Origin of the sequence: Zobellia sp. OII3 (genome assembly GCF_002211465.1) — a bacterium.
In the GTDB taxonomy this organism is placed as follows: Bacteria; Bacteroidota; Bacteroidia; order Flavobacteriales; family Flavobacteriaceae; genus Zobellia; species Zobellia galactanivorans.
The window spans coordinates 93,563-113,009 of the sequence record NZ_MWRZ01000001.1 but is presented as its reverse complement, the minus strand read 5'-3'; the positions used below and the strand labels follow the sequence as shown (position 1 = coordinate 113,009).

Annotated in this window: 7 protein-coding genes; all 7 read left to right on the top strand. The window is 40.5% G+C overall.

What is annotated here, in order from left to right; all coding sequences use genetic code 11:
- Positions 1-13: 13 nt before the first annotated feature.
- The 7 genes from B4Q04_RS00395 (at position 14) to B4Q04_RS00360 (ending at position 19,440) form a co-directional block, all read left to right on the top strand.
- Positions 14-1,732, top strand: coding sequence for a RagB/SusD family nutrient uptake outer membrane protein (locus B4Q04_RS00395; protein ID WP_088695675.1), 1,719 nt, complete (start codon positions 14-16; stop codon positions 1,730-1,732).
- Positions 1,733-2,107: 375 nt separating this feature from the next.
- A complete protein-coding gene (locus tag B4Q04_RS00390) occupies positions 2,108-3,754 on the top strand; it encodes a sulfatase (RefSeq protein ID WP_088695674.1) in 1,647 nt (548 codons plus the stop codon).
- Positions 3,755-4,759: 1,005 nt separating this feature from the next.
- Positions 4,760-7,960, top strand: coding sequence for a DUF1553 domain-containing protein (locus B4Q04_RS00380; protein ID WP_088695672.1), 3,201 nt, complete (start codon positions 4,760-4,762; stop codon positions 7,958-7,960).
- Between the two features lie 12 nt (positions 7,961-7,972).
- A complete protein-coding gene (locus tag B4Q04_RS00375; RefSeq protein WP_088695671.1) occupies positions 7,973-9,475 on the top strand; it encodes a DUF1501 domain-containing protein in 1,503 nt (500 codons plus the stop codon).
- A gap of 147 nt (positions 9,476-9,622) precedes the next feature.
- Entirely contained in the window at positions 9,623-10,987 is a 1,365-nt protein-coding gene (locus B4Q04_RS00370) for a c-type cytochrome domain-containing protein (protein WP_088695670.1), read from the top strand.
- Positions 10,988-11,626: 639 nt separating this feature from the next.
- Positions 11,627-15,787, top strand: a complete 4,161-nt coding sequence (locus B4Q04_RS00365; RefSeq protein WP_161496031.1) for a hybrid sensor histidine kinase/response regulator transcription factor — start codon at positions 11,627-11,629, stop codon at positions 15,785-15,787.
- Positions 15,788-16,182: 395 nt separating this feature from the next.
- Entirely contained in the window at positions 16,183-19,440 is a 3,258-nt protein-coding gene (locus tag B4Q04_RS00360) for a SusC/RagA family TonB-linked outer membrane protein (RefSeq protein ID WP_013992399.1), read from the top strand.
- Positions 19,441-19,447 lie beyond the last annotated feature (7 nt).

Below are 19,447 nucleotides of genomic sequence, written 5' to 3'. Positions count from 1 at the left end.
AAACCAAAAAATCATGAAATCTAAATCTAAAACTATTCTAGTATTTATTCTATCGTCTTGTATTCTTTTTGCTATTAATGGCTGTAATGAAGATGAGATACTTGAAGAAATACCATTGGATTTTTCTTCACCTAAAACCTCCTTCGTCACATTTGACGATTTCAACGCATCCGTTTATGCATTATACGATGGAGCGCAGACTATCCTCTCTGGAGGGCAATTTCGACCATTGGATTATTTATATGGGACGGATATTGGCTATAATGGGGCAACACAGCTAAATCAAAGATTCGGAAGCTATTTGGCAAGTTTGACCCCCCAAAACACAGATATCAGTTATCATTGGGAGCAATACTATAATATAATTTCATCTTCGAATATAATATTGGCCTCTTTGGAAGCATCCGAACTTACCACCGATCAGCGGTTGTTCATTGAAGCGAACGCTAAATTGTTCAGGGGATTGGCATATCGGAACCTAGCTTATTTATATGGGGGTGTACCCATTGAATTGGAGAAGGTTACTTCCCCTAAAACAGACTATGTTCGGGCTTCTAGGAAAGAGGTATATCTTCAGGTAATAAATGACCTAGAATTTGCGGCCGCAAATCTTCCCGGAATATCCAACGTAAAAGATGGGGAGGTTTCGAATTTGGCGGCCGATCATTTACTGGCCGAAGTATATATTGCAATGGAGCGTTGGCAAGACGCCATTAACGCAACCACCAAGGTTATAGATAACTCGAATACAAAGTTAATGACGGAACGGTTCGGCTCAAGAATAGATGAGCCTGGTGACGTTTATTGGGATTTGTTTAGGCGAAACAATCAAAACAGATCTTCTGGTAATACAGAGGGTATTTGGGTTTGGCAGCAAGAAATTGATGTTCCTGGGGGCAGATTGTCATCCAGCAGCCTAAATCAGAAAAGTGCGCAGTTAGAGAGGGATGTTGCCCCCCGTCCTTGGAGCTTTCCATATACCGACCCCGAGGGAATTAATCCTTTTTTGTCTTTAGCTGTTTCGGACTATACAGGGGGAAGGGGAATTGGTAGGTTCAGGGGAACGGATTATCTTAACTATACCATTTGGAATGGAATGAATGGTAACGATATGAGAAATTCAGAATTCAACATTGTACGTGACGTAGCTTTCAACAACCCGAAATCAGTATGGTTCGGGCAAAACATATCTGACCATATTGAAGTGTTCCGTCAAGCCGCGATAGATACAATTCGATATTTTTACCCCTACCCTTCAAAAGTTACCACCCCTGGTAATCATCCTCCTGAACTAATCGTGGACCCTGTACTTAAAACTTTAAATGCAGGTGCAGCGGGAAGTACATACACCGATCAATATTTTATTAGATTGGCGGAGACCTACCTACTGCGGGCCGAAGCGCATTTAGGTGCAGGAAACGTTGCAGCGGCGACAAATGACATTAATGTTGTAAGAGAAAGAGCAAATGCTGTGCCGGTAACACCAGGTGAGGTAGATATAGACTACATATTAGATGAGCGTGCGAGGGAGTTAGGCGTAGAGGAAAAGCGCAGGTTGACCCTCCAGCGATTAGGACTATTATATGATCGGGTAAACCGCTTGAACAGCGGAAATCCCCTAAACGATAATTTTGGGTTGGACATTCAACCATACCACGAATTATGGCCTATCCCGTTCAGTGAAATCGAAAGTAACACTGGGGCGGTGCTCAAGCAAAACCCAGGTTACTGATAATACTCTAATCTAAAACTCCAAATAACTCTAAATATAGCGTTCGGAATTTTACCGCTGGAGCACTTTACTACTTGGGAAGAGTAGAGCATTACGGATTATTTTGACTGGATTAATAGAATCCTAAAATCTCATGGAATGGTACAGGCCTTGAACAAATAAGTAAGGATGCCCATCCCGAGCTACCAAGTATTAAAAAGCTTTTACCAGATGATAAAAAACAGAGATTACCAAGTACGGTCGGTACGATATTTAAGTATCTAATTTTTAGAAATTAATGAAAAAAATTGATAACAATTGAGTGCATAGGAAATAAATAGGTTCGAAATTTAACTTATTCCTCAACGAATTATTAAACTAATAACACATTAAAAAATGAAGAAAACAATCCCTATAGCAATATCCCTAACTATTTTCATTTGCACCTTTGTAAATGGGCAAACCGATACCAAAAAAAAGGATAGGCGCCCCAATATCCTGTTAGCCATAAGTGACGACCAGTCCTTTTTTCATACCAGTTTTGCTGGAAGCTCCTTTGTAAATACCCCTGGTTTTGACCGGATAGCTAGGGAAGGGATATATTTCACTCATTGCTATGCCGGCTCTCCCGGCTGTGGGCCCTCTAGAAGTGCCTTGATTACCGGCCGGCACCATTGGCAAAACGAACAATCTGGCCAACATGGCTCGCCCTGGGTGAAAAAATACGTACCGTTCATAGATGAACTGGAGGCCAACGGATATAGCATTGGAAGAACGGGAAAAGGGGTCGAGCCCTTTCGCTATGCCAAGGATAAAAAGGAATCGTTGTGGCGCAAGACCAATGCGGCGGGCATAGAGCATTCAGAAATCAGGTTTTCTGAAACCTCGGGTCTGCCTTCGACTGACGGGATCTCCGACTTGGATTATTTCGCCAATTTTGAATATTTTCTTAAAAATGTACGTAAAGACGAGCCGTTCTTTTTTTGGTACGGAGGCCACGAGCCCCATCGCAAATTCGAAAAGGGTTCTTGGAAAAGAATGGGCAAAAAACTCTCGGACGTTAAAGTACCGGAATTTTTGCCCGATACCGAAGAGATACGCGGTGACCTGTTGGACTATGCCGTGGAAATCGAATGGTTCGACCAACAATTGGTCAAGATGTTAAATTATCTAGAAAGCATTGGGGAACTGGAAAATACGATAGTCATCGTGACCTCCGACAATGGCATGGATTTCCCCAAGGCCAAGGCCAATAGTTACGAATTCGGGGCACATGTACCCTTAGCAGTACGCTATCCGGAAAAATTTGGAACGGGCAAAAAAATGAATGATTTGGTCGGATTTATCGATTTTGCACCGACCATTTTGGAGGTCACTAAAACGATTCCCAAAAAAATGCTACCTATTTCGGGAAAAAGCCTTTTGGGCATTCTGCAGTCGAAGAAAAACGGTCTAGTAGATGCTTCCCGAAAATATAGTTTCACGGGAAGAGAAAGGCATACATCAGCACGATACAAAAATTGGGGATATCCGCAGCGAGCCATTTTTTCCAAGGACTATGCCCTTATCTGGAATATGAAGCCGGATCGTTGGCCTGCAGGAGCACCCCAAAGATATGATCCTAAAGATAGCACATCTCTATTACCCTTATTTGGTCTGAACAAAAATGGTCGGTATATTAGCTATGGCGCCTTTACGGATGCCGTCGAGGGCCCCACCAAAACCTATATCATCGAGAACTATAATAACGAATCGATTGCCTCCTATTTCGCACTCGCCTTCGCAAAAAGGCCTGAATTCGAGCTGTACCATATCTCCGAAGATGCGTCATGTACGAAGAATCTATACGGCGGTCCCGAACATGAACGCGTTCAAAAACGTCTAATGGCCCGTCTAAATGAGGAACTAGAGGTATCAAAGGATCCCAGGGTTGTAGGGCCGGACAAAGAGATATTCGATTCGTACAAACGGTATATGATCATGCGCCAATTTCCAAAACCGGAAAGGAGTTCCGAAGAACTTCAAAAAGGAATTAAGAATTAAAAAAAAAAGGCTACCTCAGTTATAATGCTAGGTACATGCTCAATTGCCCATTAGAACATTGACATTAAGAATTACATATTGTTATAGTTATGGGGAAATATTTATTGGATAGGAGGATTCATAAAACAAATCAAATTATGGAGAATACTGAAAATCAATTAAACCGAAGAAAGATATTAAAAGCATTCGACCTTGGCTTCGCATCAGGGGTTTTAGGGCTATTTGGAAATGCTAATGCTATCGTGCAAATAAAAAAGTGTCCACCCTTTCCTATGAAAATGGGATGCAAGTTAAAATTACCAAAGTGCGTGCAATTTTAACGGCACCCTATTGGTTCTTCTTGAAAACAACTAGTTTTTCCGAATAGCACACTAACCTTTGGTTAGCCTAGTAATAACTTTTTTAAATATGATTTCGAAGGAATACGAGATCTCGCAAAAGAAGGATAGGGATTATAGAACGGGTAAAAATGCATAATCCGACAGGAGGATTAAATATTCAGGATTTTCATATGCTAAGGCCAATACCTTTGACGCAGATAGACCGTACGTCAAATGAATTCCCTCAAAATCCCGGTTATTAAATGAATATTGTTTTGGGTTTGTTTAGTATGGGTAGGAAGCGACGGCAAGTAAAATTCAAATTTTGTACTGTATTACAAAGAGTGTTGTAATTCAGTTAATAAATATTAAGGTGGGCAAGGATGACTTTGTAAATCATAGAAAAGACATTTTTACAATCTATAGGCAATTTATTTGTGGACGAGTATAGGCTAGGTGTTAACAATTCACTCTTGAATAAGTTATTTACATAGGAATTTGGATAACATCTCTCTCTGGTTGTAAAATAACAGACATAAACTTGAGCTTTTTAAAAACATCATTTTCTAGATTATCAACAAGTGATTATGATGCTATTTTATACAAAGAATCATCAATATTCAATTTAACTAAGCATATCGAAAAATATATATCGGACCATTTATTTTCTATAAAAAATAATAAAATGAGAGATGAACGTAAAAATTATTTAATTCAGCGCTTTTCTTGCTTTACAAGTATCGGGGCATTTTTTTCTTTTACTATAGCTTTTTTAGTGTTCGGTTGTACAGAGCATGGTTATGAAAAATACGAGGCTTCCCTACCCGAGAAAGTAGATTTCAACTACCACATAAAACCAATCTTGTCCGACCGATGCTTTGTCTGTCATGGCCCAGATAAAAATGCGATTAAGGCCAACTTGAGATTAGACATTCCTGAAGGGGCTTTGAAAAAAGTCCTAGAATCGGGAGGACACGCTTTTGTCCCGGGAAAAATCGGCAAAAGCGAAGCCTATCAAAGAATGGTTTCTGACTCCCCGGATTTAAAAATGCCTCCTCCAGAAGCGAACCTAGCTATGACTGAATATGAAATCGCTATGATCGCCAAATGGATAGACCAAGGAGCCGAATATAGGCCGCATTGGTCCTATATGGCCCTTGAAATGCCCTCCGTGCCCCAAGTGAAGAATAAAAAATGGGTACGAAACCCGATTGATAACTTTGTTCTGAAAAAACTGGAGGATAACCAACTGAATCCGAACAATGAAGCGGATAAGGAAACATTGCTCAGAAGAATCACATTAGATTTGACAGGGTTGCCGCCCTCTATAGACGATATCGATGATTTTGTTTCTGATAAAAGCGAGAAAGCTTATGAAAAGGCGGTTGATCGTTTATTGGCCTCATCACATTATGGGGAGCGTATGGCGGTCGAGTGGCTCGATATTGCGAGGTATGCCGATTCGCATGGATATTCTACAGACGGTTACAGATCTATGTGGCCGTGGAGGGATTGGGTCATTGATGCCTTTAATAATAATATGCCCTATGACCAATTTATTACCTGGCAAGTAGCCGGGGATAAGTTTCCCGATGCATCTAAAGATCAAAAGCTAGCAACGGCATTCTTAAGAAATCAAAAGTTGAACGCCGAAGGGGGCATTGTGCAAGAGGAATATTTAATGGAATATGCGGCAGACCGGACGGAAACTGTGGCGATTGCTTTTTTGGGCCTGACCATGCAGTGCGCAAAGTGTCATGATCATAAGTATGACCAGATAACACAGAAGGAATATTTTGAATTTTTTAGTTTTTTCAATAGCGTAAACGAAGGGGGTATGACCCCCAACGACGGTAATTCTGGGCCGCAAGTATTGCTTACGACCAAAGAAATAGATGGGGTGATTGACTATATAGATACGCGAATCGATAGCTTACAGGAAAGGCTTGATCCATTAAAAGAATCGCTAAGGCCTTCAGAATATAATCGTGCAAAAGTAAATCTGAAAAAAGATTTGTTAGTGGACCTTTCTTTTGAAAAGAGCAATGCTACGAGTGTATCGGATGATACTGACCCTAGAAAATTGTATGGCATAAGTGGTGATTTTAAACCAGAAAAAGGTAGGAAGGGAAAAGGGTTCAAATTCAGTGGGTTCGATGTGCTTAACATAAAAAATCCAGAGTTGGACTTTGACCGGTCAGATTCATTTTCCTTTAGTTTTTGGATTAACTCCAATCATAAGAATAATTACATGCCTTTATTGATTAACCTCGGAGGCAAGAATATTGGCTGGAGAGGATATGAGGTTACGGTTTTAGATGGTTATCCCACAATTAGGTTTGTACATAACATGCCTGCGGAAATGATTTCCGTGCGTGCAGTTGAACCTTTGGAAAAAGACGAATGGGTGCATCTTGCCTTCACTTACAATGGATCGGGAAGTGCTGATGGTATAGAGATATATAAGAACGGTGAAAAAATAAAGAATCAGGTACTCTTTGATCAGCTCACCAAGACTTTTTCTAGAAATTCAGGGGCAATAAATTTAGGCGGTAAGCAGGATTATCAAGTGGATGTTGAGGGCTCGGGGATTATGGATGACCTAAAAATCTATAAAAGAATTCTGAGCGAGATTGAAGTAAAGACCTTGTTCGAGGGGGCGAAAATAGAATTTGAGAACTTTTCACAAGAGGAGTTGAAAAACCACTATTTGCTAACGGCAAGTGATGAGCGAAAGCAGTTGGCAAAGGAAATCCGCTCCTTACGGAAGGAAAAGAACAAAATATTGGATACCGTACCCACGGTGATGGTTATGCAAGACCTTCCAAAGCCACGACCTACTTATATTCTTGATAGGGGAGCTTATGATATTCCCTTAGACGAGGTATTCCCTGGTACACCTGCTGATATTTTTCCATTTCCTGATGATTTGCAACGAGATCGTATGGGCTTGGCTAAGTGGCTGGTGGATAGAAAAAATCCGCTTACTGCAAGGGTGACGGTAAACCGCTATTGGCAATTGCTTTTTGGAATAGGTATTGTGAAAACTGTTGAAGATTTTGGAAACCAAGGCGCATTGCCCCATCATCCGGAACTTTTAGATTATCTGGCAGTAAACTTTATCGAATCAGGGTGGGATGTAAAGAAATTGATTAAAGATATAGTCATGTCCTCTACTTATCGGCAGTCATCTAGGGTTTCAGAAGAATCCCGAAAGGCGGATCCTGAAAACTCCTTGTTGGCCCGTGGTCCAAATCATAGGTTGCAAGCAGAATTTATACGAGATCTGGCTCTAAAGGGAAGTGGCTTGTTAACAGAATCTATTGGAGGAGAAAGTGTAAAACCCTATCAACCGGAGGGTTTGTGGGAAGAGATTAATGGTAATTCCAGAATACTCGATACTTATCGAGAGGATAAGGGAGACAATTTGTACCGTAGATCGCTCTACACTTTTTGGAGAAGGGCTTCCCCTCCACCCACCATGACTGTTTTTGACGCACCCTCCCGAGATTATTGTATTGTAAAAAGATCCGAGACCAATACCCCTTTGCAAGCACTTTCACTATTGAACGACCCCACGTTTGTGGAAGCTGCCCGAGTGCTTGCAGAAAGAGTGGTGCAAGATAAAAATGAAATTAGTGAGCAAATTATTCAAGCATACCGTTTGCTAACGGGTATAACGCCAGAATCAAAAGTGGTTAAGCTATTGGAGAAACATTATGGAGAGCAGAAAATTTATTTTTCTACGCGTTCGGAACAAGTAAAAAAATTATTGGCAATAGGTAATGCTCCAGACAGATCCGGTATGTTATCAGTAGAGGTGGCCGCAATGACAGTGGTATGCAATACCATTATGAGTTTTGACGAAACTATTACGAAAAGATAAAAAAACGGCATTATGAAGTTTTCAGATTTAAAAAAAATACATAACCATCCCGATGTTAACCAGAGGCTTGAGATTAACAGACGGCACTTTCTTTCCAAGGCGGGCTTAGGTATTGGGGGAATGGCATTGACTGCACTTACCAACCCCTTATCTGCATTTGGAAATGCTGGTAAGGTCAATTCTTCCGAATCAATTTCCGCAATCCCTGGGCTCACACATTTTGCACCTAAGGCGAAAAGAATAATCTTTCTCTTTCAAAGTGGCGGACCCTCCCAGCACGACCTATGGGACTACAAACCGTTGCTCGAAAAAATGAATGGGGAAGAATTGCCGGATTCGATTCGGCAAGGACAACGTATAACGGGTATGACGGCAGGTCAACAGTCGTTTCCCCTGGCGGGAGCACAGTTTAATTTCAAACAATATGGGGACAGTAGGGCTTGGGTAAGTGATCTTATGCCTCATACTTCCAAAATAGTCGATGAACTTTGCTTCATTAAAAGTATGCATACCGATGCAATAAACCATGATCCGGCAATTACCTTTTTTCAGACTGGTTCGCAGCAACCAGGTAGACCTTGTATTGGTTCGTGGATGAGTTATGGCCTTGCCAGTTCAAATAAGAACCTACCTGAATTTTGTGTCCTGCTTTCAGATGGTAGTGGCCTTCTTTCGCCTCAACCGTTGAATTCCCGCCTTTGGGGCAGTGGCTTTTTGCCTTCGTTGCACCAAGGTGTGCAATTTAGGTCGGGTAAAGATGCTGTACTCTATTTGAATAATCCTGATGGTATATCGGACCATTCCCGTAGATCATCCCTAGATTATTATAAGGAAATTCAAAATATGCGTTTTGAGACCGAACAAGATCCTGAAATACAAAGTCGAATTGCACAGTACGAAATGGCGTATCGAATGCAAACCTCGGTACCTGGGGTGATGGATGTGGACAAAGAGCCGGAACATATATATGAGATGTATGGTCCGGAATCGAAAATTCCAGGCACCTACGCGGCCAACTGTTTGCTAGCTAGGCGGTTGATAGAGAATGATGTGAATTTTGTGCAATTGTATCATCGGGGCTGGGACCAACACGGAAATTTACCGAAACAGATAAGGGGCCAATGTAAAGATACGGACCAGCCCTCAGCTGCTCTTGTGCAAGACTTGAAACAACGAGGCTTGCTGGAAGATACGCTTATAGTGTGGGGAGGTGAATTTGGTAGAACAAACTATTCACAGGGTAAGCTGACAAAGACCAATTACGGTAGGGATCACCACCCTAGGTGTTTCACCATGTGGATGGCCGGTGCAGGAGTGAAAAAGGGGTTCACTTATGGAGAGACCGATGAGTTTGGTTATAATATTATAAGCAACCCAGTGCATGTACACGATTTTCAGGCGACTCTTTTACATTTGTTAGGGTATGATCATGAACGGCTAACCTTTAAACATCAAGGGAGGCGTTTTCGCCTGACAGATGTTCACGGACATGTAGTGAAAGACATTTTGACTTAACATTTTAATTTATGGAAAATTACAAAAACAATAAAATTGCCAAGACCAATTTAAAAGGCAAGCTTGAATTTTCCAAACAGGTATCCGTCAAAAACCTATCATTTGGAATGACTGGTGCTATGGTATGATTTTTTAACTGATATTCAGATGATTGTATTGGAATTTTCTACTTTTTTTGGCCGGTTTCATCCGCTATTCGTTCATATGCCCATCGGCATTCTTTTTCTTGCCGTTGCGTTGGAGTGGTACGAAATTTTTAAGAAGAGCAAAACTAGAAGTGAGTTAATTCCAATTGCATGGTTCCTGGGTGGCTTGAGTGCAGCAGCAGCTGCCTTTTCGGGTTGGAAACTTGGTGCGACAGGGCTTTATGAAGAAAATTTGCTTTTCTCGCATAGATGGTTAGGCATTGCCCTGGTTTTTGTTGCTTTCGTAGGTTGGTGGGTTAAAAGTAAATTCGAACAATATGCCAACTGGGTACAACACGGCATCAATTTTATTTTGTTGGGCATGTTGTTCGTCGAAGGTCATAAGGGTGGAAATTTGACTCATGGCGAAACCTTTTTAACGGAACATGCCCCCGAGTCCATAAAGAACCTTTTTTTGGGGGACAACAGTACAGACTCCATCGCTCAATTTACCAATCCGGATTCCGTTAGGGTGTACGCTGATTTAATACAACCTATTTTTAAATCGAAATGTATCGCCTGCCACAACCATGTAATAAAGCGCGGTGGATTGAATATGAGTCACCCGGATTCTTTGCGACTCGGCGGGGACAGTGAAGACCTGTTGGTGGCAGGGAATAGTGAAAAAAGTGAGCTTTTTAGACGGATAAGCCTTCCGCAAAATAATATAAAATTTATGCCACCTACCAGTGATGTACTCACCTATGACGAAATTAAAATGGTGGAGTGGTGGATCGGGCAAGGCCCATCTTTTGACGGTACGGTCACATCAATGAAAATTACAGATGATATCAAGCCGGTCTTATTAAGACACTACGGACTCGATACAGACCCAAAGCCTTGGTACGAGACCGTTCAGTTGAAACCTTTGGATAGCCTTCAAGTCACGGGCCTCCAAAAAAAAGGATTTACAGTTACTACGCTCGGTGCAGAAAATCCACTATTGGACGTTAAATATTCGGGCAATGACCTTAACAAAGACCAAATTGCCGAATTAGAAAAGATAAAAGATCACATCACTTGGTTGTCTTTGGCAGGGACTAACGTACACGACGAATGGTTGACCATTGTCGGAAATTTGCCGAACCTAACCCGACTTCAATTGGAAAAAACTAGTATTTCAGATAAAGGGGTAGCTCGACTTTTAGATCTTGAGCATCTAGAGACCTTAAATCTTTACGGAACGAATGTTACCGACGCATGTCTTATCGATATCCAAAAAATAGAAAGCCTGAAACGGGTTTATCTTTGGGGCACGAAGGTAAATAATGAAATCGCAAATAATTTGGAAGAGAAGAATATGGGACTCCACATCATTATCGATTAGAAAAGAGAAAGAGCCATCGAATAAAATGGAACCTGATTTTTATGGCAATCAATAACGGGTGGTAGACGGGAATATTCTAAAAAACTCATGCTCAATATTGTAATCACCCATTTTTCGGCATGAGAATTTGTTGACTTGTAGCCTTCCTAGAATGCATGATCACCCTAGACAGTAGACTTACGATAAAAAAAATGGGCAATTGGATTGACCTCTGCCCGAAACCAGGGAGGCCTTCAAAATAGCGGTTTTAATTGATGCCTACCTCCCGTTTTTTGGCTCAACATAGGTTTTGCCCACATAGGCAGGGCGATTCTATATTCTATCCATTTGCCAGATTGTTTGCGCCCAATATTTTTTATGCTTGTTCGTAATGTTATCTTTAACACCGAAATGAATTGCAATCCCTTTTGCGATGGCCTTACTGAACATTAAATCATATCTGACTTTAATATTTGGTACATCTTCTATTTCTTATTAGTTTTTTTGTTGTGTTCGACTTAACTTTCGATTAATTATCTTGGTCAGGTATATAAGGGCTTTGGGTCTTTTGTAATGATATTGAAAAATGTAGTTGAAAAAGTCATGGTCGGATTTACACTTTCTTTTTTTTCTTTAAAAAGCTATAGAATAGGCTTGACTATGTCCGTTCTATTGTTAAGCTTTTTTGGTAATGCCCAGGGGTATGATTACGAGGTAGGCACTTTTAATGATAAGAACTTGGTAACCGATAATGTCGTGTCATCCATCTCTAAAGATAGTTTGGGCTTTGTTTGGGTCGGAAAAATGGACGGCCTATACCGATATACGGGGTATGACGCCGATGTTTATTCCGCTTCTTCAAACGATAATAGTGGTTTGAGTAATCCTTGGGTGACCGATGTCATAGCCAATGGTCATATGTTGATCATTGGTACTAAAAGGGGGGTCAATTTTCTTGATACTAAAACAGGAGTGTTTCAGTATCTATTTCCTTCCGATATCAATGCCGAACTTAGTAATGATATAACATCACTTCTCAACTTAGGTGGGGGCACTTTACTGGTAGGTACGGTCAATGGTCTTGTTCTAGTCCGGTCCAATACGGTTACCAAGGTAGAAGAGGTGTCTTTTTTTGATAGGGAAACCCCAATAGGTCAAGTAGCGATAAAAGGTATGCTAGAATCTCCACACGGGGTGTTGGTCAATACGGATCGAGGTCTTTTTATATTATCTGGGCATGGTACAAAGGCGAATCGATTGGAACTGACCTTTGATACTGAAAAATTGGACGATTTATATGCCGTGTATATTACGTCAGATCAAAATGTTCTGATTTCTTCTGATATCGGTTTTTTTTATGTCAACGTAAACATGTGTCGATTAAGCAAAGAAAAGATTGGTCTAAGGCCCATTGGAGAGCTGTATGGGAATTGGCCGACCTTTAAGGCGGCAAACGTTATTCTTGAAGACTCTAATGGGGTAATATGGTTGGGAACCGAAGGTGAGGGCCTGTTTTCATATTACAGGGAAACCGAAGGATGGCAAAATTTCAGGTATGAGATCAACCAAAAAAATGTTCTAAAAAACGACTTTATAAGGGCCCTTTTCGAAGATGAATCAGGTATGATCGTGGTCGGAAGTGATGCCGGTATAAACACTCTGGTGGCCAAAGATGGTAAATTCGACCTAATAGACAATTTAATGTGCGAGGCCGGTAAGGAAGATGTGTCTAACGTTCATTCTATTCTAAAGGACCATAAGGGCAGACTCTGGATCGGAACAAAGGGGAACGGACTTTTTATAAAAGGGGAAGAGCTTTCCGTAAATATTCACCCTAAAGAGAACAGTAGTTTCGGACATATACGCTCTATTATACAAGATAAGGAGGCCCACATTTGGGTGGGAACACAGAAGGGGGTGTTTATTGTGGAAAATGGCAATATGATGATCCAAAACATTGGCCACGATTTAAAAACCGGGCGGGCATCATTGCTTCCCGGAGAAGAAGTATACCATATTCTAGAAGATAATGTTGGCAATAAATGGATCAGCACTTCAAGTGGTCTATACATTTACACACCTAAGAACGAGCTGAAAAAAATAACCAATACCAATGTTCGCACCATTTTAGATAAAAAAGTGGTTTATTCCATGTTCTTAGACAGCAATGAAAGAATATGGATGGGCACGTTGAACGGAGCCATAGCTTTTTTAGACTTAAATGACTATGACAATCCGTATTTGTTTTCGGAATACATCGGTAAATCTCTTGATTTTCATAGGGTTACCGTCGCTCCTGATTATGAGGAATATTTTGAGAACTATGGGGTGTATTCGCTCACAGAAATTGATGACGGTACTATTCTGGCCGGAACTAATTTTGGGATATGTAAAATTGACATTGAAAAAAAGGAAATTGCGCCACTTTTTTCAATCAATAAAGCGAAGTCCCCATCTAATCTGGCCAATAGTTATGTTTATGGTCTTCTATACAATAAAGCCCAAAACCAACTGTGGGCAAGCTCAAACAACGGACTGTTCTCCTATGATTTCAATACCGTTGAAATTGAGAATTTTGGCATTAAGGACGGTCTGCAATCGCTAGAGTTTAATGGCAATGCTATTTATAAGGATAATCAGGGTAAACTTTATTTTGGAGGAGCTAACGGTCTTAATATTTGTGACCCTAGTTTAAAGTTTGAGAAGAGCAGTTTTAAACCCAATATTGTTTTGACCAAGGTTTTTATCAATGGAAAATTACTGAAGAACGGTGTAGGGGATAAAGTCTTGGACAACGAAATTGTTTACGCCCGATCACTGACCTTATCATCAAAACAAAATACGGTGGGCTTTGAGTTCGCCTCCCTACATCTACCGCACCCTTTAAGCAATTCCTTTAAATGTAAATTGGTGGGGATAGACGATAACTGGATCGAACTTAAGAACAAGCGCTCCATTAATTACGGTAATTTGCCTAAAGGGAATTATAGCTTTCAACTCATGGCAACGAACAACGACGGGGTGTGGAATGAAAGTCCGCTCACGGTAAGCCTTAAAATACTTCCCGCATGGTATAATACTTGGTACATGATGTTATTATGGCTTGTGCTCGCCATGGCTATTGTAATTTCATTCGTTCGTATTTTGGTAAAGAACCACAACAAGAACAATGCATTGAAAATAAAGGAGATAGAGCAAAAAAATCTTCAGGATCTATATGAGGCGAAGTTGGTGTTTTTTACCAATCTGTCACATGAGCTTAGAACCCCTTTGTCATTAATTGTCGACCCCATAAAAACTTTAATGTCGCATAGGGAAATTTATGGTAGAAAACCTGAACTGTTCAATGTGTTGAACAATAATGCGGATCGCTTGCGAAGATTGATTGATCAAATTATGGATTTCAGAAAGTATGAATATGGAAAACTGGAATTAAAGGTCGCCCGTGCAGATATGGTACAAACCATAAAATCTATTACGGCTTCATTTGACTTTCATTCGGCTCAAAAGCAAATAAAATTTAAGACAAGGCTGCCTTCCCAGGTGTTGCCCATGTACTATGACGAAGATAAAATAGAAAAGATAGTTTACAACGTTCTCTCCAACGCTTTTAAGGCCACACCCATAGGGGGTATGGTGAGAATCTCATTAAGAAACTTTGATTCTCGGAAAATAAAGAAAATGAGTAAATATAAGCTCATATGTGGTAACGATAAATTACAAGAATTAAAAGATCATATATATATTAAAGTAGTTGACAGCGGTACGGGTATACGTGAGAACAATCTTGAAGAAATATTCACTCGGTTTTATCAAGACAACACCATAAATTCGGGTACGGGCATCGGACTTTATATGGTAAAACAATTGACCGAACTACATTCGGGTACCATTTTAATAAAAAGTAAGCGTAATAAGGGAACCTCATTTGTAATCGTTCTGCCCAAGAATGAAGATATCTATGCTCCTACAATAGTTGATAGCCCAGAAATAATGAGTGAAGGCAAGGTGGGAGCAAATCTAAACGCGTTAATTCTGCAAAACATAGATACAAAAAAAGCAGAGAACAAAACACATAGTGTAGCGGTAGTCGAGGATAACGACGAACTTCGTATGTACCTGAAGAGTATTTTGGAGCAAGAATACATAGTATTTACGGCTACCAATGGGGTTGAAGGGCTAGAGCTGATCAAAGATGAAATACCCGATTTGGTCTTAAGCGATGTTGTTATGCCGGAAATGGACGGCCTAGAGCTTTGCAGGCGGGTAAAGAACAACTTTGATACCAGTCATATTCCGATTATATTGCTCACTGCCAAAACTTTTGATTCGCAAAAATTGAGCGGCTTAAAATCAGGAGCGGACGTATACCTAACCAAGCCATTTAATAGAGAAATAGTTCTGGCCAATATTGCCAACCTTATTAAAGGTAGGGAAAAGCTTAGGTTGATTTTTCAAAATGACAAGATATTGGAACCGTCAAAAATAACGGTTAGTTCAGTAGATGAGACCCTAATGCTGAAATTAAAGAAATACATAGAAGAGCACATACAAGACCAAAATCTTACCTTAGAGCGTATGGCAACTGAAATAGGCGTGAGTCGGGCCCAGCTTTTTAGAAAAATGAAAGCGCTGACAGGATTGACCCCCAATAACTTTATTAAATCGGTACGCTTGAAATTTGCCGTACAGCTCTTGGAAGAGAATAAGTTGCAGATTTCTGAAGTGGCACTCCTCTGCGGATTTAAAGAACCTAGTTATTTTTCCAGATGTTTTAGGGAAACTTACGGGTGCACTCCCAAAGAATATATGAAGTCCTAGTCAAGCTCGGCATTGTTTGCCGATAGGGTTTAAAATACCGTTCCGACACAAATTTGAGTGCGGATTTTGCGTTCATATGGTATATCCATCTATAGTTCAGGTGACCATCTTTCCTTTTTAAAATTGTTTTTCCCTTCCAGCTAAAAGCACCAAAGCTACAACTACACCTTAGGTGATTACTTTTTTTGTAAGGTTTTAACAGCAATTATGCCCAAATAGCTTCTAAATCATCGATTTGATACGATTTTATTAGTAATTGATACTTGTTTATCACTGCCCAAAGTCTCTTCATACTAATTTCAAACCATCTAACAAATTCTAAAAACAATTTGCATATGGCTAACACTTATTAAAGGAAGAAACAAAGACTAACAGATAACTAAATAACGCCAAGTATGAAAAACAAACAGAATAAGAAACAATTTTTGCTGGCCCTGATATTTTGCCAGCTCATTTTCGCTCAGCATATATTTGCACAAGAAGCAACCTCAACTAAAATAGAGGTTACAGGTGTGGTAACCGATGAGTTCGATATGCCCATGCCCTATGTAAACGTATATGTTAAAAATACGCGATCGGGTACTTTAACAGATTTTGACGGAAATTATAACATACGGGTCACACCGGGCCAAGTTTTGGTCTTCTCTTATGTAGGTTACAGTAATCTTGAAAAAACTGTTTCCGAAAGTACCGAGCTTTCCGTTTCATTAGTGCCCGATACCAGCGAGCTATCGGAAGTAGTGGTAACCGCACTAGGGATAAAAAAGGAAAAGAAAGCGATAGGTTATGCGGTAGACGCAATATCGGCAGATGAGATAAATTCAACAGGAGAGCCCAATGTCTTATTGAACCTATCGGCCAAAGCACCCGGAGTTCAAGTATCCGGTTCGGCCAATGGTGTAGACGGATCTCCTAGAGTATTAATTAGGGGGGTGACTTCCTTATCATCGGATAATCAACCACTATATGTTCTTGATGGTCTGCCTTTGCTTAGCAATAGATCACTTTCCGAAAGTTTATTTACATCATCCTCGGGACAATCGGATTTGGGGAACCCATTATCGGACATCAATCCCAATGATATTGAAAATATTAGTATTCTTAAAGGAGCGAGTGCTACGGCTTTATATGGGGCCAGAGGCGCAAACGGGGTTATTATGATAACCACTAAAAAAGGAAAATCCGGCCAGAAAGGTTGGGGGGTGAATCTTAGCACTTCCACCACCTTTCAATCGGCTTTGATTTTACCTGAACCTCAATTGAATTATGGTCAAGGGAATAATGGTGAGTTTTCATATGTAGATGGGAACGGTGCAGGTACCAATGAGTCTGATACAAGATTATGGGGTCCTCGATATAATGGCCAACCAATATCCCAGTGGGATCCGGAAACAGGAGGCTCAATAGTAAAACCATGGTTGCCCTACGGATCTAAAAACTTGGACAATTTTTTTGAAACCGGCCACACATATCAACAAAACATATCGCTTACCCATGTTACGGAGACATCCAACGCCCGTCTGTCCCTTGGGCATCAAGATATAAAAGGAATTACCCCTAACACCGGCTTGGAGCGTATCACAGGAAGCTTTAATTCAACTTTTAGGCTAGGGGAAAAATTAAGTCTGAATTTTGTAGCAACAGGTTCTACAATGGACAGTGATAACAGAACCAGTTATGGTTTTGGTAATGGTGGTATGTGGCAGGCGCTTTTCATTCCTACGAACATTGATATTAGGGACTTAAGGGATTATAAAGATGAATTCGGCAATAAAAAAAGCTTTTATCAAAACGGACCGAACCCTTATTGGGATCTATATGAGAACGTCAACCCTGTTACCCGAACACGCTTCAGTTTTAATGTAGGACTTGATTATGCGCTTACCGATTGGATGTCTTTACAGGCAAACGTATTTCAAGATACCAATACTACCGAATACGAGAGGATTGTAGCGAAACACTTGTTTAACACAGGTAGCTATCAAGAAGGTATTGATTTAAACAAGGAAATTAATGCAGACGTACGATTGAATATAAACCAGGATATTTATAAAGATCTGAACGTGAATTTCATGATGGGCGCCGCAAACAGAAATGAAAAGACCAACAGCAAATTTGCCAGTACCGATGGTGGGCTTTTGGTTTCAGGGGTTTATAACCTTGGTAATTCCGCTAAACCGGCCACTGTAAACAATAGAAAGACAGAGAAGGAAGTCAGCAGTGTGTTCAGCTCGGTAGAGTTTAATTTCAAAGATTACTGGTATGCTACTTTTACGGGAAGAAATGATTGGTCTTCTACGCTGCCAAAGGATAACTGGTCTTTCTTTTACCCATCGGCTTCAACGAGTTTTATTTTTACCGATGCGTTGAATATCAAGAGCAAATTATTGACCTATGGAAAACTACGGGGTAGTTGGGCCAAAGTGGGTAACGATACCCAACCTTATGCTTTAGATCGCTTTATTACGAGAAGCTCTACTGCTTTTAACGGGCAACCTGTTGCTGGGATAGATAATGTTATTCCTGCAACAACTTTGGTGCCTGAGGAATCGACTTCGTTTGAAGTTGGTGGGGAACTTTACCTGTTTGATTCAAAGGTGAAATTAGATATAGCTTACTATAAAAATGAATCTAGTAATCAATTGATCCAGGTGGAGAACGCATGGGAAAGAGGAGCTCGTTTCGCTTTTATCAATGCAGGAACAATTACCAATAAAGGAATTGAGGTAAAGCTTGATATTACGCCTTTTGAAACCAAGAATTTTCGTTGGGATATAAATATGAACTGGTCTCGAAATAGGGGAACCGTTTCGGGCTTTCCTGAAGACCTAGTAAACTTTAAGCATATTGCAGCTTGGTTCGGACCGGAAATCAGGGCGACTAATGGGGAGCCTTATGGCCACATTGTAGGCTTTGAATATTTTAGGGACACCCAAGATGCCTTGGCCAACGTTCCCAATATGGCAGATGACTTCAATAATTTTGGTTATACCGCAGAAAACAATATCTATGGAACGGGACAAATACTTACCAAAGATGGCTTTCCTATGCATAACCAATGGAGAGGAACGAGAGACTTGGGAGTTTCCGCTCCATTGGATTGGACCGCAGGTATCAGCAATAGTTTTAGGTATAAAGACTTTAATCTGAATTTTCTCTTCGATCTTAGATATGGAGGTAAAATAATATCTACCACATATCAATATATGTCGCTCAACGGTCTTAATCCGGAAAGTGCCGGGGACAACATAAACGGGGTCGCCGTAAGGGAAAGTACAGAGAATGGAGGCGGTTTTATTTTTGAAGGTATTGATGTGGAAACCGGAGAACCGAACACTACAGCTATAAGTACCCAAGATTTGTACGCCAATTTCAATTATCCGACTTCTGCACTGATGAGGGACGCTACAAATATTAAACTCAAAGAGCTTTCGATAGGATATAGATTAGATAGAAAAGTAACCAAAAAACTAGGGTTGTCCGATGTGAACATATCCTTAGTGGGTAGAAACCTTTGGTTGATAAAGAACAACCTGGATGGTATCGATACCGAAACGGCAAATATGGGTAGTTTGAACAATGGATCTGGATTTGAAACCGGATCGCTTCCCAATACCAAAAGTTTTGGAATGAATTTCTCCGTTAGTTTCTAATCGAATA

What these genes read in the sequence shown, in the direction of transcription:
- B4Q04_RS00365 (WP_161496031.1), top strand. Translation starts at nt 11,627, where the DNA reads ATGTCCGTTCTATTGTTAAGCTTTTTTGGTAATGCCCAGGGGTATGAT.
- B4Q04_RS00395 (WP_088695675.1), top strand. Translation starts at nt 14, where the DNA reads ATGAAATCTAAATCTAAAACTATTCTAGTATTTATTCTATCGTCTTGT.
- B4Q04_RS00375 (WP_088695671.1), top strand. Translation starts at nt 7,973, where the DNA reads ATGAAGTTTTCAGATTTAAAAAAAATACATAACCATCCCGATGTTAAC.
- B4Q04_RS00370 (WP_088695670.1), top strand. Translation starts at nt 9,623, where the DNA reads ATGATTGTATTGGAATTTTCTACTTTTTTTGGCCGGTTTCATCCGCTA.
- B4Q04_RS00360 (WP_013992399.1), top strand. Translation starts at nt 16,183, where the DNA reads ATGAAAAACAAACAGAATAAGAAACAATTTTTGCTGGCCCTGATATTT.
- B4Q04_RS00390 (WP_088695674.1), top strand. Translation starts at nt 2,108, where the DNA reads ATGAAGAAAACAATCCCTATAGCAATATCCCTAACTATTTTCATTTGC.
- B4Q04_RS00380 (WP_088695672.1), top strand. Translation starts at nt 4,760, where the DNA reads ATGAGAGATGAACGTAAAAATTATTTAATTCAGCGCTTTTCTTGCTTT.